Origin of the sequence: Streptomyces sp. NPDC048291, from assembly GCF_043201715.1 — a bacterium.
Classification (GTDB): domain Bacteria; phylum Actinomycetota; class Actinomycetes; order Streptomycetales; family Streptomycetaceae; genus Streptomyces.
This window is the reverse complement of sequence record NZ_JBICZC010000010.1, coordinates 66,628-87,237: the sequence shown is the minus strand read 5'-3', so window position 1 is coordinate 87,237 and position 20,610 is coordinate 66,628. Positions and strand designations below refer to the sequence as shown.

Sequence of the window (20,610 nt, the reverse complement as noted above, 5' to 3'; positions counted from 1 at the left end):
TGCTCCGAGGGTGCGTTGACAGTGGACGGGATCGGCGCGACGGTGAGGGTTCCTGTTGGGCCCCGAGAGCGGAGGTCGTCACTTGACCGGTTCGTCAGCACCTCGCTCGGACACCGATCTCGTCGAACGCGTACGTGCGCTCCAACCCCTCATCCGCTCAAACGCCTTGCACGCGGAGCGGCAGGGGCGAGTCGCCGAGGAGGTCGTCGAGGCTCTCACGGACGCCGGGATTCTCCGTATGAACGTCCCCCGCCGCCACGGGGGTTACCAGAGCCCGCTGCGGACGCAGGTCGACGCGCTGAGCGAGGTCTCCGCCGCGTGCGGGTCGGCCGGGTTCATGGCGTTGATCCAGGCCGGGTGCGCGTTCATCGCGGCCCTGTTCCCCGACAGGGCACAGGACGAGATCTTCACCCGTCCCGATGTACGGGTGGGTGGCACGCTCATCCCCGGCTCGAAGGCCGTCGCGGTGGACGGCGGTTACGTGGTGAGCGGGACCTCTCCGTTCGCGACCGGCTGTCAGGACGCCGACTGGCATCTGCTGACCGCGTCGGCCGACACCGGACAGGGGCCGCCGGAGATGCTGTGGCTGGCGATCCCCATGACCGATCTCAAGGTCCTGGACGACTGGGACGCCTCCGGCCTGGCCGGGAGCGGCAGCAACACCGTCGTCGCGCAGGAGGTTCACGTACCCGCCCATCGCGTACTGCCGGTCGGGCCGCTGCTGGCGGGCACGTTTCCGTCGCAGCGCGCGAGCGCGGACCCCTTCTACCACATGCCGGTGCTGATGCTGTTCTGCGCCTGGACGGCCGCGAACGCCCTCGGTCTGGCACGGGCCGCTCTGACGGAGTTCGGCGAACGCATCCATCGGCGCGGGATCACGTACACCTTCTACGAGCGCCAGCACGAGGCCCCGGTGACCCATCTCCAGCTCGCCGAGGCCGCGATGAAGGTCTCCTCCGCGGAACTGCTCGCCGCCGACTTCGTGGGGCTGATCGAATCCCGGGTGGCCGACGGAGAGCCCTACACGGCCCAGGAGCGGTCCCGGATCAGGGCGCAGTGCGGGTATCTGGCGCGGTTGTGCAAGGAGGCCGCCGACCTGGTCGGGTCCGCTTCGGGTGCCTCTTCCCTGCACCGGGAGGTGCCGATCCAGCGGATCGTGCGGGACCTCAACGCCCTGAACCTGCATTCGTTCGTCAATCCCGCCGCCAACCTGGAGTTGTACGGCAGGGTGCTGGCCGGGCTCGACGCCGGGACGCCGTTCCTCTAGGTCCGGGCACGGGCCGCCTCGGCGGCTCGGTCGGCGTGGGTGTGTCCGGCTCAGGGCTCCGGGTTCAGGCAGGACGGCAGGGGGCCCGTGGCAGGGGGCGGGGCGGCCAGGCAGGCGGCGGCACGTTCCGGGCCCAGGAACGGGGCGAGTACGGAGAAGGCCAGGCCCGGCAGGAGTGCGGGCAGTTCGGCGGTCCGGCCGGTGGCTATGCGGCGGTAGATCGCGGAGTACACGCCGCCGACCACCGTGTCCACCAACTCCTCCTCGGGAATGGGCAGTTCGAGGTCGGGCAGGTCGGTGAAGTAGTCCCGGAAGCGGGTCAGCAGGTGTTCGCGGGCCTCTCGTCCGGCGGGGCCCACCGCGTCGATCTCGACGATCGCCATCGCCGCGAACGCGGGTGCCTCGGCGAGGATCACCAGCAGTGCGCCGAGGCCGGCGCGCATCTGCCCCGGCCAGTCGCGGGCCTGCGCACGGGCTTCCTCCATCGCGGCGAAAACCAGCGAGGTGCCGTGGTGGTGAGCGGCGAGGAAGACGTCCTCCTTGCCCTTGAAGAGCTCGTAGAAGACCGGCCTGGTCACGCCGGCGGCCTGGCAGATGTCGCTGACCCGGGTTCCGGCGTAGCCGACCTGGGCGACGGTGCGGACGAACCCGTCGAGCAGCCGGTCCCGTTGGTTGGCGGCGACGGCCTCCGGCGAGGTGCGGCGCGGACCCCGCCGCAGCGAGCGCTCCGGGTCGCGCGCCCTGCGGGTACCGGGCAACACCAGCGGCGGCGGCACCGGCGAACCTGCTGCCATTCCAGGCCCCTTCTCACGACGTCACGTGTCATGCCTTGACGTTGAATACTCGTCAGGTTTACAACCTTCACAGGTTTTCTTCTCACGCGGACCTGCGGTGGACGACCTGCTGGAGCCGTCAGTGTCACGCACCCGCAAGGCGCCAACAAGTGCACCGGCGTCCCTGACGCCGGATCAGCCATCAGCAACGCGCACCGGTCCGGCAGTCCGTTACCAGGGACCGCCATGCCCGGGCGCCCGTCCTTCTACATGTCCGGGACGGGCGCCCTTCCCTCATACCACCCGCACGCCCGAAAGAGGAATCCCGCATGCGCAGAATCGGTGTCTCCGCCTTAGCCGTCAGCGCCGCTCTGTCCGCCCTGACCCTCCTTCCGGCCGCCTCGGTATCGGCGGCCGGCTCCGTGCTCACCTACGGCAGCGCCGGCGGCAACGCGGTCTCCGTGGGCGACGTACTCACCGCGTCGCTGGCGAGCGGCACCAAGGCCACCCTCGCCACGGCCAGCGGCGGCTCCAGCGGCATCACCTGCACCGGCTCGTCGCTGTCCGCCACGGTGACGTCGAACCCCGCCGCCCCGGGCACCGCGACCGAGTCCGCGACCGCCCAGACCTTCAGCGGCTGCACCAGCAACGTCCTCGGCGTCACCGGCGTGCAGAGCGTCACCGTCAACAACCTGCCCTACACCACGTCCGCCGCCTCGGGCGGCACCGTGACCGTGACCCCGGCCTCGGGCAGCACCATCCAGACCACGGTGGTCCTCTCGACCCTGCTGGGCACCGTCAACTGCGTCTACCGGGCGTCCACTCTCTCCGCGGTGAGCTCCAACACCGCCAACAGCCTGACCTTCACCAACCAGGCCTTCACCAAGGCGTCCGGTTCGTCCCTGTGCGCGGCAAGCGGATACTTCACGGCCGCCTACGCACCGGTCGTCGACAGCAGCGTCAGCGGCTCCCCGGCCGTGTACACCAACTGACGCCCCGCCCGGAGGTCCGGCCCGCCACCCCTGTGACGGAGGGCCGGACCTCTGGCGTGCGGACCTCGCCCGGCAGCAGGCCCGGCACTGGCAGACCGTAGAACTGAATGACCGCCGCCTGACCGCGGGAATCCGCCCCTAGTCCCCTAGTCCCCTAGTCCCCTAGACCCCTAGACCCCTAGTCCCCTAGTCCCCTCAACGAACGTCGAGCCGTCCGGGCAGCGCGGTACCCGGAGCGGCACCTCGCGCGGTCCTATCCGGCCCGGCGCCCCCCGGCTCGCCCGGGTCCGTCGGCAGGCTGCGAAGGCGGCAAGATATCGGGAGCAGGTGACCCGGGCCTCGGTTTCCGGGAGATTTCCGGCGGCTGTGAGTGCCGGGAGCGATGGTCACGACTTGGGTCCGAGCGCTTGTGCGGTTGTGCGGGGCCGTGGACCATGGCCGAATCGCGCCCCTCCCGAGCACGCTGGAGCTCCCGGTGACCGCTGCCCCACTCGCACCCGAACCGGTCGACGCACCGGCCGCCGCCCAGGCGGAGCGGCAGAAGCTGCGCAAGCACTTCGGCCGCTTCGACATCCTGTTCTTCCTGCTGTGCACCATCGTCGGGGTGGACACCATCGGTGCCGTGGCCTCGTCCGGGGCGGAGGCGTTCACCTGGCTGATCGTGCTCGCCGTGGTGTTCTTCGTGCCGTCCGCGCTGCTGATCGCCGAGCTCGGGGCGGCCTTCCCCGACGAGGGCGGCCCCTACATCTGGACCAGCCGGGCCTTCGGGCGGCTGGCCGGTGCCGTCAACAACTTCCTGTACTGGATCACCAACCCGGTGTGGCTGGGCGGCACCCTCGCGGTCTCCGCCGTCACGGCGTACACCACCTTCTTCAACGACGGGAAGGAGCTGAGCACCCCCGCCTTCTACGTCTTCACCGTCGTCTTCGTCTGGGTGGGCGTGCTCGCCGCGATCCTCTCCTTCGACGTCGGCAAGTGGATCCCGACCATCGGCGCCTGGAGCCGGTTCGTGCTGCTCGGCCTGTTCACCGTCACGGTCGTGGTGTACGGGATCCAGCACGGTCTGCACGGCTTCGGCATCGGCGACTTCTCGCCGACCTACGCCGGATTCGTCGGCCTGGTACCGGTCCTGATGTTCAACTACGTCGGTTTCGAGCTGCCCAACACGGCGGGCGACGAGATGACGAACGCGCAGAAGGACGTCCCCTACGGCATCTTCCGCAGCGCCGTCCTCTCCGTCCTCCTCTACGCGCTGCCGATCCTCGGCATCCTGCTCGTCCTGCCGGTGAAGGCGATCACCGGCCTCGGCGGTTTCGTGGACGCGATCCGGCAGGTCTTCACGGTGTACGGCGGGCACGTCGCCGCCGACGGCACGCCCACGCTCAGCGGCTTCGGCACCGTGCTCGGCGACCTCGCCGCGATCATGTTCATCCTCACGGTGCTGTCCTCCGGCGTCACCTGGATCATGGGCTCGGACCGCGCCCTGGCCGTCTCCGGCTACGACGGCGCCGCGCCCCGCTTCCTCGGCGTGATCTCCAGCCGGTTCGGCACCCCGGTCCGGGTGAACATCCTCAGCGGCCTGGTCTCCACCGGCGTCCTGATCCTGGCCCACCAGCTGACCAACGGCAGCGCGGCCAAGCTCTTCGGCGCGGTCCTCGGCCTCGCCGTGTCGACCACCCTCGTCAGCTACCTGGGCATCTTCCCGGCGCTGCCGTTCCTGCGCCGCAAGTACCCGGACACGCCCCGCCCCTACCGGGCCCCGTTCCCCTGGGTCATCAGCGGGGTCCTCACCCTGCTGATCCTCTTCGCCAGCGTGCAGCTGGTCGCGCCCGGGGCCGGCGACCACTGGTTCGGCGCCGAGTACGCGCCGGACGGCTGGACCCACGCCGAGCGCGGGAAGTACCTGCTGACGGAGCTGATCCCGCTCGTCGGGTTCATGCTCCTCGGTGTCCTGTTCTGGGCGCTGGGGCGGCCCACCCGGGTGGCGGCCGTCGAGAAGTAGAGCGCGAATGCTTGAACCATAAACATGCGGTGCCTACGGTTGCGCCCATGCCCCTCATTCGCGAACTTCTGATCGGCGGCAAGGACGTCCCCGCACTGTCCGGCCGTACCACCGAGGACATCGCCCCCTACACCGGCGAGGTCTACGCCACGGTCGCCGCGGCCGGGCCCGAGGACGTGACCCGCGCCGTGGACGCCGCCGACGCGGCCTTCGAGGCCTGGGCCGCGCTCGCTCCCTTCGCCCGCCGCGCGATCTTTCTGAAGGCCGCCGACCTGCTGGAGTCACGCGCGGAGCAGGTCGCCGACCTGATGGCCCAGGAGGTCGGCGGCACCCGGCCGTGGGCCGGCTTCAACGTGGGTCTCGCGGCGAACATCCTGCGCGAGGCCGCGGCCGCGATCACCGCGCCGCGGGGTGAGGTGCTCAGCGCCCAGGAGGAGGGCGCGCTGGGGCTCGCGGTACGGGAGCCGCTCGGGGTGGTGGCGGCGTTCGCCCCGTGGAACGCCCCGGTCATCCTCGGCGTCCGGGCGGTGGCGGCGCCGCTCGCGGCCGGCAACACGGTCGTCGTCAAGCCCAGCGAGGACGCGCCGATCGCCTGCGGGCTGCTGGTCGCGGACGTGCTCCGCGAGGCCGGCCTGCCCGACGGGGTGCTGAACGTGGTCACCAACGCCCCCGAGGACGCGGCCGGCATCGCGGAGGCGCTGATCGCCGACCCGCGGGTACGGGCGGTGAACTTCACCGGCTCCACCGGCGTCGGGCGGATCATCGGCACCCACGCGGCACGGCACCTCAAGCCGGCGGTGCTGGAGCTGGGCGGCAAGAACGCGGTACTCGTCCTCGCGGACGCCGACGTGGACTACGCGGTGGACGCCGTCACCTTCAGCATGTTCATGAACTCCGGGCAGATCTGCATGTCCGGCGACCGCATCCTCGTCCACGACTCGCTCGCCGAGGAGTTCACCCGCAAGCTCAGCGCCAAGGTCGCCGCCCTCCCGGCCGGTGATCCGGGCGACCCGCGCACAGTGGTGGGCCCGCTGGTCACCGCCTCCGCCGCGGAGCGCGTGGCCGGGCTGGTGGCAGACGCCGTCGCAAAGGGCGCCACCGTGCTCACCGGGGGCGGACGGCCGGAGGGCGCGGTGCATCCGGCGACCGTCCTCGCCGACGTCCCCAAGGACGCCGAGCTGTACTACGCGGAGGCCTTCGGACCGCTCGGCGTCGTCGAGACGTTCACCGACGACGCCACCGCGATCGCCCTCGCCAACGACACGGACAACGGGCTGACCTGCGGCATCATCACCGAGAACGCGACGCACGGGCTGGCGGTCGCGCGCCGGGTCCGTACCGGGATCGTCCACATCAACGACCAGTCCGTGGCCGACGAGCCGCATGCCCCCTTCGGCGGGATCAAGGCCTCCGGGTACGGCCGGTTCGGCGGCCGGTGGGGCATCGAGGCGTTCTCCAACACGCGCTGGGTGACCCTCGCGACCCAGCGGGCGCACTACCCGTTCTGAGCACGGCGGGAGCCGGCCGGCCCGGGTCACAGCGGGTCGGTCCAGCTCGCGTCCGAGCGGGTCAGGGTGAACGCGTTCAGGGTGCAGCCGACAAGGAGGACGGTGGCGAGCAGCAGCGGCAGGGAGGGGTCGCCGTGGCGGACGGCGAAGGTGCCGACGAGGGCTCCGGCGAACATCGCCAGGACCGACAGGGCGCGGCGGCCGCTCTTCCCTCCGGGGCCGCCGGCGGCCCTGCTGTCGGCGGCGAGGCCGGTGATGGTCATGGTCAGGACGGTGGTGGTCAGGTCCGGCACGGCGAGTGCGCGGGCGGTCGCGTTCTGGATGCCCATGGCGAGGCCGAGGAGGGCGATCAGCGGGTAGCGGGTTCCGGCCGCGTGCAGCGGGGCCTGGTACCGGGCGACGGCGTAGGCCGCCAGGACCAGGACGGTCTCCAGGACGAGCGCCAGGTGCAGGACGCGGCCCCGGTGGGCCCGGCGCCGGTGGGCGGTCCGGCCGCCCAGCAGGGCGCCCGCCGCGAAGGCGGCGAGCGCGGCCAGCGAGGCGGCCAGGGAGAAGCCGGCGGCGCCCGCCAGCGCGAAGCCGGAGAAGACGACGTTGCCGGTCATGTTGGCGACGAAGACATGGCCGAGCGTCAGGTAGCTGAAGGAGTCCACGAGGCCGGTGACCACGGTGAGGGCGAGCATCACCGGCGGCAGCGGGCCGTGGCGGTCGGCCGGGTCGGGCAGCACGGTGGCCCGCACGTCTCTTGCCAGGGGCCGGACCGCGTCCATGATCGGCATGGTGGTCCCTTCGGGTCGGGAGCGGCGACGCGCCCGGTGGGGTGCGTCCCGTCCAGCGTCCGGCCGGTCCGGTCGTGCAGTCCAACATATGGATCCGGTCGCACCGATCGCTCGCACCGATCGCTCAGCCCGATCGGCCGCCGAACTGCAGGTCGATCACGTCGAGGAAGGCCGCGGCGGCCGGCGTCAGGCGGGTGCCGTCGTAGACCACGCAGCTGTGGTGCATGGCCTCCTCGTCCACGAGACGCAGCATCCGGGCGCCGCGGGGCAGTTCGTCGGCGGTGTCGAGGCCGAGCAGGGAACCGGGGCCGACGACGGAGGAGCGGGGGACGACGGTGACGCCCACTCCGCGTACGGCGAGCCGGATCATGTCGTGGATCAGTCCGACCTCGAAGTCCTGGCCCGCCTCCACGCCGGCCCGGGCGAAGGCCGCCTCGACCTGCCGGCGCAGCCCGCTGCCGCGGGAGAACTGGATCAGCGGGTGGCTGTCCCGCAGGTCGGCGAGGTCGACGGCCTCCCGGTCGGCGAGGGCGTGCTCCCGGGGCACGACGGCGACCAGCGGGGCGCTGCCGAGCACCCGGTGGTCCAGGCCCTCCGGCACCTCCCGGGCGGCCATGCTGACCACCGCGACATCGAGGGTGCCGGCGAGGACCGCGGCGGCCATCCGGATGCTGGGCGCGTTGGACACCCGCAGGTCGATGCCGGGGTGGCGGGCGCGGTACTCGGCCACCACCTCGACCATGTCGACGGACACGACCGTCGACTGCACCAGGCCCAGCCGCAGCCGGCCCCGGCGCAGCCCGGCGAGGGCGTCGAGGGCGGCCCGGGCGTTGTCGACGTCCGCCAGGATGCGCCGGGCCAGCGGTTCCAGCAGCTCACCGGCGGCGGTCAGCCGTACCGACCGGCTCGTGCGGTGGAACAGCGGGGCGCCGACGTCGTTCTCCAGCCGGGCGATCTGCTGGCTCAGCGCGGACTGGGCCACGTAGCAGCGGGCCGCGGCCTGGGTGAAGTTGCGGGTCTCCGCGACCGCCAGGAAGTACTTCAGATGCCGCAGCTCCATGGCGTCAATCTCTCCCGCCGCTGGATTCCGGTCAATCGATCCGCCTGGCAGATCCAGGCCGACAGATCCAGCCTGGCAGATCCAGCCTGGCAGATCCCGGCCGGCAGATCCGTCCCGGGGCGCGGCCTCGGCTTGCGGGGGTGCGGGTCCGGCGCGTAAGAAAGCCGCTTGGGAACAGCGGGGAAGGCGGGGACCGGGGTGTCCGGCCCGGCATCCACCTCTCGGGGAGCGGCGGCATGGCAGTCACCACGAAGGACGACGTCGGCGGTGGTTCCCCGACGCCCGGTTCGGCCTGGGCGCCGCTGGCGCTGCCGGTGTTCCGGGCCCTGTGGATCGCGCAGTTCGTCTCGAACACCGGCACCTGGATGCAGACGGTCGGCGCGCAGTGGCTGCTGCTCGGCCACGGGGCGACTCTGGTCACGCTCGTGCAGACCGCGTCCAGCCTGCCGGTCGTGCTGCTGGCGCTGCCGTCGGGAGTGCTCGCCGACCGGTTCGACCGGCGCGGCCTGCTCGTCGTCGCCCAGGTCGCCATGTGCGCGGTGGCGGCGGTCCTCGCCGTGCTGGCCTTCGCCGGCGCGCTGGCCCCGGGTGCGCTGCTCGCGCTGACGTTCCTGCTGGGCTGCGGCACCGCCCTGATGGGCCCGGCCTGGCAGGCGATCCAGCCCGAACTCGTGGGGCGCGCCCAGCTCGGCCAGGCCTCCGCGCTGGGCGCGGTCAACATGAACCTGGCCCGCGCCATCGGACCGGCCGTCGGCGGTGTGCTGGTCGCGGCGGCCGGCGCGGGGTGGACGTTCGCCTTCAACGCGCTGTCCTACCTGGGCATCGCGGCCGTACTGCTGCTGTGGAAGCGTCCGGCGGGCGCGTCCGTCCCGGCCGCCGAGGGCGAGGGCTTCTTCACCGCCCTGTACGCGGCCCGCCGTTACGTGTGGAACGCGCCCGGGGTCCGGCGCGTGCTGCTGCGCACCGCGCTGTTCATCCCGGGGGCCGCCGCCGTGTGGTCGCTGCTGCCGCTGGTCGCCGGCGACTCGCTGCACCTGGGCTCCGGCGGATACGGTCTGCTGCTGGCCGCCGTCGGGTTCGGTGCGGTGGGCGGCGCGTTCCTGCTGCCCCGGCTGCAGCGGCTGCTCGGCGCCAACGGTGTCCTGGCCGCCGGTGCCGTCGTCTTCGGCGCGGTCCTGGCCGTCCTTGCCACGGTCCACGTCACGTGGGTGGTCGTGGTCGCGCTGCTGCCCGCCGGGGTGGCCTGGATCGCGGTCCTGTCCACGCTGAACGCCGCGACCCAGACCCGGCTGCCCGGCTGGGTGCGGGCCCGCGGGCTCGCCGTCTACCTGCTGGTCTTCCAGGGCGGCCAGGCCCTCGCGGCCCCGCTCTGGGGCGGGCTGGCCCAGGGCGCGGGGCTCGGCACGGCCCTGCTCGTGGCGGCGGGGCTGCTCGTGGTCACCGCCGCCACCGTCCCGCTGTGGCCGCTGTACGACGCCGCGCGGATAGACCCGACGCCGTCCGACCACTGGCCGACCCCGCCCCTGGTCTACGAGCCGGGACCGGCCGACGGTCCGGTCCTCGTCTCGGTCGTCTACCACGTCTCCCCCGACGACCGGGTGGCCTTCGCCGGGGCGATGGAGAACGTGGCCCGCTCCCGGCGCCGTACCGGGGCGCTCACCTGGGGGCTTTACGAGGACGCCACCGAGCCCGGCCGGTTCATCGAGAACTACCTCGTCGGGTCCTGGGCGGAGCACCTCGCCCAGCACCACACCCGCCAGACCGTGACCGACCGGCGCTTCGAGGAGCGGGCCCGGTCGTTCCTGCTGCCGGGCACCACGCCCGAAGCGACGCACGCCTTCGACGCCGCCGTCGCCGCCGGGCGGGGCCACCGGCCTCCCGCGCGTCCGCCGGCTCCGGACGTCTCCCCGGCCTCCGGTTCCCCCGCCTCCGGAGCCGGAGCCGGAGCCGGTCAGGACGGGTAGCCGAAGATCGTTGCGCGTACGCTCGTGCACATGGTTCAGCATCGAATGGTCGACGTGAACGGGATCCGGCTGCACATCGCCGAGGAGGGTTCCGGCCCGCTGGTCGTGCTGCTGCACGGCTTCCCCGAGTCCTGGCACTCCTGGCAGCACCAGTTCGGCCCGCTGGCCGCGGCCGGCTACCACGTGGTCGCCCCCGACCAGCGCGGGTACGGCAGCAGTGACCATCCGGCGGACGTCGAGGCGTACAGCATCTTCCACCTGGTCGGTGACGTCGTCGGGCTGATCCGGGAGCTGGGTGAGGAGCGGGCGTTCGTCGTCGGGCACGACTGGGGCGCGCCGGTCGCCTGGCACACCGCGCTGTTCCGCCCCGACCTGGTGCGCGGGGTGGCCGGGCTGAGCGTGCCGCCGCCGTTCCGCGGTGCGCAGCCGCCGCTGGAGACGATGGACCGGAGGTTCGGCGGGCGCTTCTACTGGAACTACTTCGACCGCCCGGGTGTCGCCGACGCCGAGTTCGGCCGCGACCCGCGCACCACGCTGCGGAAGTTCTTCACCATGGCGTCCGGGGAGGGCGCGGGCACCGGTGAGATCCGGCAGCCCCTGGTCGACCCCGAGCGCGGCTGGCTCGCGGACATGCCGGATCCGGAGATCCTGCCGCGGTGGTTCACCGATGCGGACCTCGACGCGCTCACCGAGAGTTTCGCCCACGGCTTCACCGGGGCCCTCAACTGGTATCGCAACCTCGATCGCAACTGGGAACTGACCGCCCCCTGGCAGGGCGCCGTCGTCACCCCGCCCGCGCTGTACGTCTACGGCGACCGCGACCTGGTCCCGGCGTTCCCCGGCACACCCGAACTCATCGCCCGGCTGCCCGAGTTGATGCCCAACCTGGTGCGCGAGCCGCTGGAGCTGGCGGGTTGCGGGCACTGGACCCAGCAGGAGCGGCCGGACGAGGTGAACGCGGCGCTGCTGGACTTCCTCAAGTCCCTTTCCTGAGCCCCTCGGGGGCCGGGCCCGGCGGTCCGGACGTACCTCTACGATCTTCTCGTGAGCGCGTGGAACAAGACCCTGACCGCGGCGGGCATCACGGACCCGGAACTGCGCCTGGACTACGGCGTCCAGCGGCGGGCGGTGCGGCAGTACCGGCGCAGCGCCTACCTGGCCTGCCGGGTGCTGCTGCCGCCCGCCGTGCTGCCCCATGTGGTGGCCGCGACCGCCGTGATGCACCACGGGGACACTCTCCTGGACAGCGGCCCGAAGCCGGAGCGGGCGGTGGCCTGGGCCGCCTGGGAACGGCGGGTGCGCGCCGCGCTGGAGACCGGGACCAGTGACGATCCGCTGATCCGCACCCTGCTGCACACCGTCTCCGCGTACCCGCGGCACCGGGCGGCCGTGGAGTCGTATCTGGCCACCGCCGCCGCGGAGTTGGCGTTCGAGGGCTTCGCCACCGAGACCGACTACCAGGCCTATGTGGACGCCTACTCGCTGCCCGCCTTCCTGCCGATCGCCGGGCCGCTGGGGCCCGAGAGCGACACCGACGGGCGGTTCCGGGCGGGTTGCCGCACCCTCATCGACGGCAGCCAGCGGCTGGACTTCGTCAACGACCTCGCCGAGGACCTGCGGGAGGGGCATCTGGGCATCCCGGCGGAGACCTTGAAGCGTTTCTCGGTCACGGTGGAGGACCTGGAAGCGGGCCGGGCCTCCGCCGGGCTGCGCTCCCTGGTGGAGCACGAGGTCGAGACGGCCCGGACCGATCTGCGGTCGGGGCGGGAGGTGCTGCCCCTCATGCCGGCGCCGCACCGGCCGATGGTGAGCGCCCTCGTCGAGATCGAGCTGATGACCGCCGAGGCGGTACTGGCCCGCGGCACGGGCGTGCTGCGGGGTTCGGCGTCACCGTCCACGGCGGGCACCCTCAGGCTGTTGCTCGGTGCCCGCCGGGCGGCGGTGCGCGCTCAGCGGTAGCAGGTGGTGATGCCCGGGTGCCAGCGGCAGGCGATCCCGGCGAAGCCGCCGTTGTCGACGACGTCGATGCTCAACTCGGCACCGGCGCGCACGACTTGACTGTCCTGGACGAGGCCGTCGGCGCCGTCGGCGCCATCGGTGCCATCCTTGATCGTCTGCACCAGCCACCGGCCCGGGCCGACGGTCAGGGGCACGGTGGCGGTGTGGGCGGCACCGGCGTAGACCCCGCCGAGGAACCAGCGGTCCCCGCTGCGGCGGGCGAGCACGGCCTCCTGTCCGGGGCTGCCGGCCAGCAGCCGGGTGTCGTCCCAGGCGGCGGGCTCCTGGTCGAGGAAGGCCCGGGCCAGGGGCCGTTGGTCGTACGACTCGGGGGTGCCCGCGAACATCTGGAGCCCCGACTCGTAGGCGACGGTGAGCCCGACCTCGGCCGCGTCCGAGTTCGGGCGCATCCCGACGCGCTGGAAGCCGCCGGGGGTGAAGTCCATGGAGCCGATGACGTTGCGGGTGAAGGGCAGGGTCGTGAGGTGGGCGGCGGTGTTGGTGCGCTTCTCCTCGCCGCCGACGGCCTCCATGCTCATCACCTGGGGCCAGGTGCGCTGGATGCCCTTGGGCAGCGTGGCGCCGTGGAAGTCGACCATGAGGTGGTGCGCGGCGGTCTCCGGGAGGATGGCGTCGTACCACTGGAGCATGGACTGGGCCTCGGAGTTCATGAAGTCGATCTTGACGCCCTTGACGCCCCAGCGTTCCAGGGTGGGCAGCCACTGGGCGCGTTCCTCGGGTGTGTCGAGGTCGCGCTGGTGGATCCAGACGACGATCCCGACGCCCTTGGCCCGTGCGTAGTCGACGAGTTGAGGCATCCAGCTGTCGGTCTGCCAGTCGGGGTCGGTGGTGTCCCAGGCGTCGGTCTTGAAGTACCAGCCTGCGTCGACGGCCTCGTAGGGCCAGTGCCGCTCGGCCGCGTAGTCGACGTACGCCTTCTGCGCGTCGAGGCTCTGGCCCGCGGTGCGGCCGCCGGCCAGCCAGGTCCAGAGCACGGTGCCGGGGCGGATCCAGGAGGTGTCGGCGACCTTGGAGGCGGGGGCGAGGTCGTCGGTGAAGGTGGACCGGGTGACGGTGGCGAGGTCGCCGGTGATCATCGCCCGCCAGGGGGTGGTCAGGGACCCGTCGGTGTGCACCTGGCTGTCGGCGAGCCGGACGCGGTAGGTGCCGGTGCCCTGGGTGTGGGCGAGCCGGGCGCCGGAGTAGCCGCTGGTGAGGTCGGACTCGGCGAGCAGTGTGTACCCGCCGTCGGTGGCGAAGAGGGCCTGGTCCGAGTACTCGCCGGTGGGGGCGGTCGCGGCGGTGTACTGGTTGAACTGGCCCTCGTTGTCGACCCGGTAGGTGCTGAGCCAGGCGCCCGCGTCCGCCGGCAGGTTGAACGCGGAGGTCTCGCCGAGGACGTCGCCGTACCCGGCGGGCAGGACGTACCGGTAGGCGATGCCGTCGGCGGCGGCGCGCACCACGAGGTCGAGGCGGGCGCCGGCGGCGGTGGCGAAGGACAGCCGGGTCTCGTTCATGCGTACCCGGCGGTCCAGGCGCTTGCCGGACTTCGCCCGGTAGTGCTCCTCGACCGTGCGGTCCTTGCGGTGCAGGAAGCGCAACCCCTGGGAGAGGTCGGCCTGTTGGGTGAGGATGCCGACGGGCGACGGCTCGATGACCGTACGGCCTTCGCGGGTGACCGAGAGGCTGAGGGTGCCGGTGGTGTCGTCGAGGGCTATCCGGGCGCGGGGCGCGTGCGCCGCCTCGGTCACGGTCCAGGTGTGCGGCTTCGGCTGCTCGGCCCGTGCGGGCCCGGTCGCGGTGGCGAGGAGGGTGGCCGCCAGCCCGGTACAGAGCGCGGCGGCCATGGTTCTGGTGCGGGGAACGGCCATGAGAACGCTGCCTTCCGGTCGGTGGGGTCGGTGGTTACGGCAGTCCCCACGCCGCGCCCGGTTCGCTGACGGCGACGGGGGCGATGACGAGGTCGGGGCGGGAGCCGGAGTACACGAGGACCTCGCGGTCGCGGGGCAGGTCGATGGCGAGGGTGCCGTCGCCGAGGTCGTGGGTGCGGGCCGGGGTGCCGTCGTCGAGCAGGACGGTGAGCCGGCCGGTCAGGCCGTGCCGGAGCCTGAGCGGCTCGCCGGCCAGGCTGCGGATCCGGATGAAGCGGGTGCTGCCGGCCTTCCGTACCGCGCTGACCAGGAAGGCGCCCTGGGTGCGGAAGTCGTGCAGGGTGAGGTCGGCCCAGGCGGTCGGGACGGCGGGGAAGACGCGGATGATCCCGCCCCAGCTCTGGCAGAACATGTCGTGCAGGGACTGCGAGGCGGACAGCGGGGTCTCGATGACCGGACCGGCCTCGGTGTAGTGGGTGTTGGCCCGGCAGGGGTAGCGGGTCGTGGGGTCGAAGAACTTCCGCAGGTAGCCGATGGCGGTGTCGCCGTCGCCGGTCATCGCATACATCGAGGCGGCCCCGGTGTAGCTGTAGCCGCGGTGGGCTCCGGTCAGCGCGTGCCAGCGGACCACGGACTTCGTGATCAGGTCGCGGTTCTCGGGCTGGTCCCAGTTGACGAGGTACAGCGGGTACACCATCAGCAGGTGCGAGTAGTGGCGGTGGGACTGGTCGTACGGGGTGTCGCCGCCGATCATGAAGCCGTTGGCATCGACCGGGTACGGGGTGAGGCGGGTCAGTATCTCCTGCCAGCGTGGCTTCAACTCGTCGTCGACGCCGAGCAGTTCGGCGGAGTCGAGGAGGGTCTGGCAGCCCCAGCGGATCAGGGCGAGGTCGTAGTTGGTGTCCTGCGGCGGGACGACCGGGTACTCGGGCGAGAGCGTGCTCGGCAGGTGCAGTCTGCCGTCGCTGCCCGGGGTGAGGAAGTGCCAGTAGTAGTTGATCGTGCGGCGCAGCAGCGGGTAGATCGTGTCGCGCAGCAGGGACCTGTCCATGGAGTGGCGGTAGGACAGCCACACGTTGTGCAGGGCCCAGGTGAGGTCGCCGGTCTCGGCGCCGGTGCCGGGGCGTCCCACCTCGCGGTTGGTGAACATGTCGGAGCTGCGGCCGATGCCGGAGCTGTCCGTGCGGTAGGCGGCGGGCACGTTGGCGGTGAGCTGTTCCTGGTTCTGGCGCAGGGTGGTCGCGAGGGAGTCCAGTTCCGGGTGGTTGAAGGCGTGGATCAGCCAGTACTCGAGCTGGACGTTGAGGTTCCACCAGACGGCGGGCCAGGGGGTGGGTTCCAGCCAGGGCCCGGAGGTGGCCATGACCGGGCCGTCGGCGCGGCTGGCGGAGGCGACCTTGTAGAGCTGGATCCAGTGGAAGCTCTGCAGGCGCTGGTCGGGGAACGAGACGAAGCTCTTGCGGTAGAAGGCGTGCCACCAGCGGGTGTGGCGGCGCCTGAGTGTGCTGTATGACATAGCACTCCGCAGGTGCCGCCGGGAGTCCGCCTCGGCGGCGCTGTCCGAGGGGAAGCTGTGCCCGACGCTCAGCAGCAGGTCGTCGCCGCTGCGGCGGTAGGAGGTGGCCGTCTGGCCGCCGCCGGTGAGAGGTTGGAGGACCTGCTCGGTGCCGTCGGCCGTGGTCCCGGTGGTCCAGGGCGGGTTGGCGGTGTAGCCGGCCGGCGGTGCCTCCTGGATCTTGCGGGGGCTGATGGCCTCCTCGGGGTGGAAGGTCCAGGTGACGCGCTCGCCGCCGGCGGCGGTGGCGCGGACGGCGAGGACCTCGTCGTGGATGAGGGCGGCGAGGGTGAGGGTGCCGGCGGTGGTGGTGACGGTGCCGGTGAGTTCGGCGTTCCACAGGCTGAGGCGCCAGTCGACGGCGGTGATGGTGCCGGCCGGTTCGAGGGTGAGGTGTCCGACGGGCAGCCGGGCGGTGCCCCAGCCGCTGCCGAACTCCGGGCGGTGGTCCTGGACCCGGCCGTGCTGGACGGTCAGCCGGATCTGGTTGGCGCCCGGCTCCTGGTAGATCATGCTGCCGAGCAGCCCGTCGCCGAGGAACGGCCCCTCGTACCAGAGGGTCGGCAGCCTGCTCCACAGCAGGTCCTGGCCGCGCAGGAATCGGTCCCATGCGCCGTCGGTGGTCATGGTGTCGCGCAGCTTCCAGGGGTGGCGGGCTCCCTGGGCGGCCGGTTCCGCAGACGTCGCGTGGGCGGTTCCGGGCAGGGTCACGGCCGCCGCTCCGCCGAGGGCGGTGCCGAGCACGGCTCTGCGGGGTACCTGCGAACGTTGCTCCGGGTGCGAGGTCATCATCGTCCTCCAGGCCTGACGGATCATCGATACATCGGGTGTATCGCGGAACCTAGGGACCCGGCTTGCACCTGTCAATATCCCCAACACGGCAACGATCACGCCGAGTTGGGTCGTCAGATGGGCTTGAGCTCAGCGTTCACATCAATAACCTTTACCCAGGTCCTTGACTCCTCCGATGTATTGGAGTTGCCTGCGGTCGCGTCACTCTCTCGCGACTCCTCCACGGGAAAGGACAGTCGATGAACCGGAGATCCTTCTTACGAGCCGGCACCGGAGCCTTGGTCGCCCTTCCGCTGACCGATGCCGTGGCCGCCGCGGCCACGGCCCCGACCGACGGGTGGACCCAGACCTCGTTCACCTACGGCTGGCAGAAGCCCTGGAACCTCGATCTGAGCGACCGGCACAGCTCCAGCGGTGGCGTCGAGCGGATGTGGGTGTACGCCACCGACGAGCCGTTCGAGGAGGGCAGCGACACCGACCCGCGCACGGAGATGCGCTGGAAGGTCGACTACAGCACGGGCGACCACATGTGGGACGCCGACGTCTATCTGCCGTCCGGCACCGACGGCGCGACCTTCGTGCAGATCCTGCGGAGCGTCCACCCCTCGGGCACCCCGGCCACGGACATCATGCTCGACGTCTACGACACCGGCGGCGGCACCGTGCGGCGCTACGACGGCACGGTGCTCAGGACGGACGCGTACGACACCTGGTTCAACGTCAAGATCGCCCATCAGGCGAGCACCGGGACCGGGACCGTCAAGGTCTACCTGGACGACTCCCTCGCCCTGACCGTCGACGACCGGGGCCCGGCGACCCGCTACTTCAAGAACGGCGTCTACAACCACGGTTCAGGCCGTGCGGAGGCCCGCTTCCGCAACCTCCGCTACTGGACCAGATGACCGGCCGAGGTCAGCTCTTGTGCCACTTCTGGTTGGGTGTGCCGGAGCAGGTCCACAGCTGGAGCTTGGTGCCGTTGGCCGTGGCGTTGTCGGTGGCGTCGACGCACTTGTCGGCCAGGGCGCTGACCAGGTCGCCCTGCGCGCTGAGGTAGAACAGCTGGGCGCGGTTGCCGCTGCACCGGGCGACCTGGATCGCGGTGCCGTTGGCGGTGTTGCCCCAGGCCAGGTCCATGCACAGGCCGAGCGAGCGGATGGTGCCGTCGGACTGGAAGACCCACTTCTGCTTGGCGGCGCCCGAGCAGTCCAGGATCTCCAGCCGGGTGCCGTCCCCGCCCGCGCCGGTGACGTCTATGCACCGGCCGGATCCGGTGCCGACGAGCTTCACGCCGGGGACGGTGGGGGCCTTCGTACCGCTGCTTCCCGACGCGGAGCCGCCGGACGAGGACGTGCCCGACGAGGAGGACTTGGAGCCGCCGGACTTCGAACCGGACGACGTGGAGCCGGAGTTCGAGTCCGAACCCGAGTCCGAACCCGAGCCCGAGCCCGAGTCCGAACCGGAGCCGGCGGAGCCGCCTCCCGACTGCTGACCGGTCGAACCGGTGCCCGTGCCGCCGGCCGCCCCGGAACCGCCGGAGGTGGTCTTGCCGGTCTTGTGGGAGGGGGTGTGCGAGGGCGTCGGGGACGAGGACGGCGACGGGGACCCGGACTCCCCGGTGGCGGACAGCGGCGTCGGCTCCCCCGCCGCCACCACGGAGGCCGGGGTGGTGTCCGGGTCGGGGAAGAGGTCCACCCGGCTCAGCAGCGGTACGGCGAGGGCCACGACGACGGTGAGCCCGGCCGCAGCGCCGACGGTCGCCCACACCCGCGCGCCCGGCACCAGCCCGCGGCGGGGCATGGCGGGACGGCGGGCGAAGGTGTCGCTGAAACGTCCCGCCGGGGTACCGGGCCGTTCCGCCGGGGGCCGGGGTTTGCGAAGGGGCGGCACGTCGTCTCCTGAAGGTCTGGCGAGGGTCTCGGAACGCCCGGAACAGGTGGGGCACAGGAACAGTAACCACGGCACGGCACTGATCCGCCCACCCGTTGACGAAGATCCGGCCGAACGTCACCTTCCGTACACCTAAGCGGAGTTGTCTGTGACAAATCTGTTAAGTAGCGGACGGGTGCGACTTCGGGAACTGGGCTTATTCGCGCTAGCGTTCGTGCCTGACACGATGCGCAGTGACACAGAGCAACACGGCAGGACAGCACAACAGCACCACCGACACCGGAAGGCGGAGGCCGTGAGCCTCGACCATGACCACGCCGACAGCGCGGACCGGACGCTCGGCCTCCTCCTCGCGGAGCGCGACAGCCTGCGCCGCTTCGTGACCGGCATGATGGGGCGCGATCCCCACGGCGCGGAGGACGTCGTCCAGGAGACCCTGTTGCGGGCCTGGCAGTCGGCCGGCCGGCTGGACTGGCGGGACCGGCCCATCCGGATGTGGCTGTTCCGGGTGGCCCGCAACCTCGTGGTCGACGGCCGGCGCCGGGACCGGAGCATCCCGGTGGGGATCACGGCGGCGGACTTCGGCGGCGCCGCCCCCGCACCGGTGCCCGACCACGCCGAACAGGTCGGTGACCGGCGGGTGCTGGTCTCCGCCCTGCGCACGCTCGCTCCCGCGCACCGGGAGGCCGTCGCCCGCGTCCATCTGCTGGGCCAGCCCGGCGCCGAAGTGGCCCGCCAGCTCGGGCTGCCCCCGGGCACGGTCAAGTCCCGTACCCATCACGGCATCCGCGCGCTGCGCGCCACCCTCGACGCACACGGCTGCCGCCCGGCCGGGACCGAGCATCTCCGGGGAGAGACGACCTCATGACCTCCGACACCATCACCACCCTGCTCGGCCTCGTCGGCGTCCTGGTGCTGGTCCTCGCCGTCACACACTGGCTGGTCCGGCGCGGCGGCGGCTGGAAGGCCCTGTGGCGCCGGCTCGGGCGCGAGATCGGCCTGACCGTGAAGGCGTTCACCGGCCCGGTCCGCACGGAGCTGCGCTACCGGCGCGGTCTGCGCCTGCTGGTGCGGCTGCTGCGCGACCCGGCCGTCTGGGCCGACGCCGAGCGCGCCACGGCGCTGGCCGCGGCCGTCCGGCCCGGGGTCCGGCCCTACGGCGTGCTGGCGGGCCCGGAGTGGATGGCCGTGCTGGTCGCGGCGGACGGCGACGCGCTGCGCGAGCCGCCGGAGCCCTGGGCGGCGGACGAGAGCGACCCGCGGCTGTGGTGGATCGACCGTGCCGACCTGACGGACGACGGCGTGGAGTCCGCCGTGCCACTGCTGGTGTGCGTGGGCCACGACATGGGCCACGCCGTGCTGCTCGACGTGCGTTCCGGACCGCCCGCGCTGTCCGTGTACGGCCCGTCGCGCGCCGCCCGTTCGGCCCGCGCGGTGCTCCAGGCACTCGCCGCGCAGCTGGACGCCCGGCTGCCGGAGGGCCGGGTCGCCATCGCCGCCGGGGTGCACCCGCGGCACCCGGGGATGCCGGCCGCGGCGGCCGTCGGGCAGCCCGGCATCGAGGTCGCGGTCTGCGCCGACCCCTTGGAACACCCGCTGCCGTCCGGTGTCCGGCTGCTGAGCCTGGGCGTGGCCCGGGGCCGGGCCCGGCTGCTGGAGATCGCCCCGGACGCGGTGCTCACGGTGCACGGCGCCCCCGCCGCGGCCCGGGTCGACGTGCTGCCGCTGTCGCGGGCCGTGGCCCGGACGCTGGCCGCGCTGCCGCCGGGCCCGGAACTCCCGCACGACGAGCCCGCGGGTCCGGCGGACGCCGTGTCCGCGGCCGACCCCGACCTGCTGCCGCACGAGCCGGACCTCGACGCGGGCGCGGCCCCCGCCGCCGGGCCGACCGGGGTCTCCGCGACCCGGCCGGCCGCCGTGCCCGAGCCGGCCGCCGTGCCGGTGCCCGTTCGGGCCGCGGCCTCCGAGAGCGACGACGACTTCGCGGAACCGAGCACCTCCGAGGCGGCCGGGGTCTCCGCGACCTCGCCCCAGGCGCCGTGACGCCATGACGCCGTGACCGCCGAATCCGTCGGCGGGCGCGTCCCGGAGCCGCCTTAACCGTCGGCGGTCGTGTCCCGTAGCCGCCGTACCCGTCGGCGGGTGTGCCCCCCGACCGCCGT

The 20,610-nt window shown here is 72.4% G+C and carries 16 protein-coding genes; 10 read left to right on the top strand and 6 right to left on the bottom strand.

Features of this window, described 5'->3' with window-relative positions:
- Window positions 1-55 precede the first annotated feature (55 nt).
- Window positions 56-1,267 (top strand): acyl-CoA dehydrogenase family protein, encoded by a 1,212-nt coding sequence (locus tag ACGF5O_RS26760; RefSeq protein WP_393812406.1) that lies wholly within the window; start codon window positions 56-58, stop codon window positions 1,265-1,267.
- A gap of 50 nt (window positions 1,268-1,317) precedes the next feature.
- Here the strand turns inward: ACGF5O_RS26760 and ACGF5O_RS26755 are convergent, their stop codons facing one another.
- Window positions 1,318-2,061 (bottom strand): TetR/AcrR family transcriptional regulator, encoded by a 744-nt coding sequence (locus tag ACGF5O_RS26755; protein WP_393812405.1) that lies wholly within the window; start codon window positions 2,059-2,061, stop codon window positions 1,318-1,320.
- A gap of 308 nt (window positions 2,062-2,369) precedes the next feature.
- On the opposite strand from ACGF5O_RS26755, the gene ACGF5O_RS26750 reads away from it, so the two are divergent.
- The 3 genes from ACGF5O_RS26750 (at window position 2,370) to ACGF5O_RS26740 (ending at window position 6,542) form a co-directional block, all read left to right on the top strand.
- Window positions 2,370-3,032 (top strand): Tat pathway signal sequence domain protein, encoded by a 663-nt coding sequence (locus ACGF5O_RS26750; RefSeq protein ID WP_393812404.1) that lies wholly within the window; start codon window positions 2,370-2,372, stop codon window positions 3,030-3,032.
- A 475-nt stretch (window positions 3,033-3,507) separates the two neighbouring features.
- Complete coding sequence (locus tag ACGF5O_RS26745) at window positions 3,508-5,034, top strand: APC family permease (protein ID WP_393812403.1); 1,527 nt, start codon at window positions 3,508-3,510, stop codon at window positions 5,032-5,034.
- A gap of 47 nt (window positions 5,035-5,081) precedes the next feature.
- Window positions 5,082-6,542 (top strand): aldehyde dehydrogenase family protein, encoded by a 1,461-nt coding sequence (locus ACGF5O_RS26740; RefSeq protein ID WP_393812402.1) that lies wholly within the window; start codon window positions 5,082-5,084, stop codon window positions 6,540-6,542.
- Window positions 6,543-6,568: 26 nt separating this feature from the next.
- Here the strand turns inward: ACGF5O_RS26740 and ACGF5O_RS26735 are convergent, their stop codons facing one another.
- Both ACGF5O_RS26735 and ACGF5O_RS26730 read right to left on the bottom strand, forming a co-directional pair.
- Window positions 6,569-7,321: a YoaK family protein gene (locus ACGF5O_RS26735; protein ID WP_393812401.1), complete on the bottom strand. Its 753-nt coding sequence runs from the start codon at window positions 7,319-7,321 to the stop codon at window positions 6,569-6,571.
- A gap of 124 nt (window positions 7,322-7,445) precedes the next feature.
- A complete protein-coding gene (locus tag ACGF5O_RS26730) occupies window positions 7,446-8,381 on the bottom strand; it encodes a LysR family transcriptional regulator (protein WP_393812400.1) in 936 nt (311 codons plus the stop codon).
- Between the two features lie 236 nt (window positions 8,382-8,617).
- On the opposite strand from ACGF5O_RS26730, the gene ACGF5O_RS26725 reads away from it, so the two are divergent.
- The 3 genes from ACGF5O_RS26725 to ACGF5O_RS26715 are packed head-to-tail and all read left to right on the top strand — an operon-like array spanning window position 8,618 to window position 12,304.
- Window positions 8,618-10,345, top strand: coding sequence for an MFS transporter (locus ACGF5O_RS26725; RefSeq protein WP_393812399.1), 1,728 nt, complete (start codon window positions 8,618-8,620; stop codon window positions 10,343-10,345).
- A gap of 30 nt (window positions 10,346-10,375) precedes the next feature.
- Window positions 10,376-11,338, top strand: coding sequence for an alpha/beta fold hydrolase (locus ACGF5O_RS26720; protein WP_393812398.1), 963 nt, complete (start codon window positions 10,376-10,378; stop codon window positions 11,336-11,338).
- Window positions 11,339-11,389: 51 nt separating this feature from the next.
- On the top strand, window positions 11,390-12,304 hold the full coding sequence (locus ACGF5O_RS26715) for a squalene/phytoene synthase family protein (RefSeq protein ID WP_393812397.1): 915 nt from the start codon (window positions 11,390-11,392) through the stop codon (window positions 12,302-12,304).
- On the opposite strand, the gene ACGF5O_RS26710 is transcribed toward ACGF5O_RS26715, so the two are convergent.
- Window positions 12,295-14,214 (bottom strand): glycoside hydrolase family 97 catalytic domain-containing protein, encoded by a 1,920-nt coding sequence (locus ACGF5O_RS26710; RefSeq protein WP_393812396.1) that lies wholly within the window; start codon window positions 14,212-14,214, stop codon window positions 12,295-12,297. The genes ACGF5O_RS26715 and ACGF5O_RS26710 overlap by 10 nt on opposite strands.
- A gap of 34 nt (window positions 14,215-14,248) precedes the next feature.
- A complete protein-coding gene (locus ACGF5O_RS26705) occupies window positions 14,249-16,558 on the bottom strand; it encodes a Tat pathway signal sequence domain protein (RefSeq protein ID WP_393812707.1) in 2,310 nt (769 codons plus the stop codon).
- A 242-nt stretch (window positions 16,559-16,800) separates the two neighbouring features.
- Between ACGF5O_RS26705 and ACGF5O_RS26700 the strand changes: the two genes are divergently transcribed.
- Complete coding sequence (locus tag ACGF5O_RS26700; protein ID WP_393812395.1) at window positions 16,801-17,463, top strand: polysaccharide lyase family 7 protein; 663 nt, start codon at window positions 16,801-16,803, stop codon at window positions 17,461-17,463.
- A gap of 10 nt (window positions 17,464-17,473) precedes the next feature.
- On the opposite strand, the gene ACGF5O_RS26695 is transcribed toward ACGF5O_RS26700, so the two are convergent.
- Window positions 17,474-18,448, bottom strand: coding sequence for a ricin-type beta-trefoil lectin domain protein (locus ACGF5O_RS26695; protein ID WP_393812394.1), 975 nt, complete (start codon window positions 18,446-18,448; stop codon window positions 17,474-17,476).
- 295 nt (window positions 18,449-18,743) lie between these two features.
- On the opposite strand from ACGF5O_RS26695, the gene ACGF5O_RS26690 reads away from it, so the two are divergent.
- Together ACGF5O_RS26690 and ACGF5O_RS26685 are read left to right on the top strand one after the other, a co-directional pair.
- Window positions 18,744-19,316 (top strand): sigma-70 family RNA polymerase sigma factor, encoded by a 573-nt coding sequence (locus ACGF5O_RS26690; protein ID WP_393812393.1) that lies wholly within the window; start codon window positions 18,744-18,746, stop codon window positions 19,314-19,316.
- Window positions 19,313-20,491 (top strand): hypothetical protein, encoded by a 1,179-nt coding sequence (locus ACGF5O_RS26685; protein ID WP_393812392.1) that lies wholly within the window; start codon window positions 19,313-19,315, stop codon window positions 20,489-20,491. The genes ACGF5O_RS26690 and ACGF5O_RS26685 overlap by 4 nt, the downstream gene beginning before the upstream one ends.
- Window positions 20,492-20,610 lie beyond the last annotated feature (119 nt).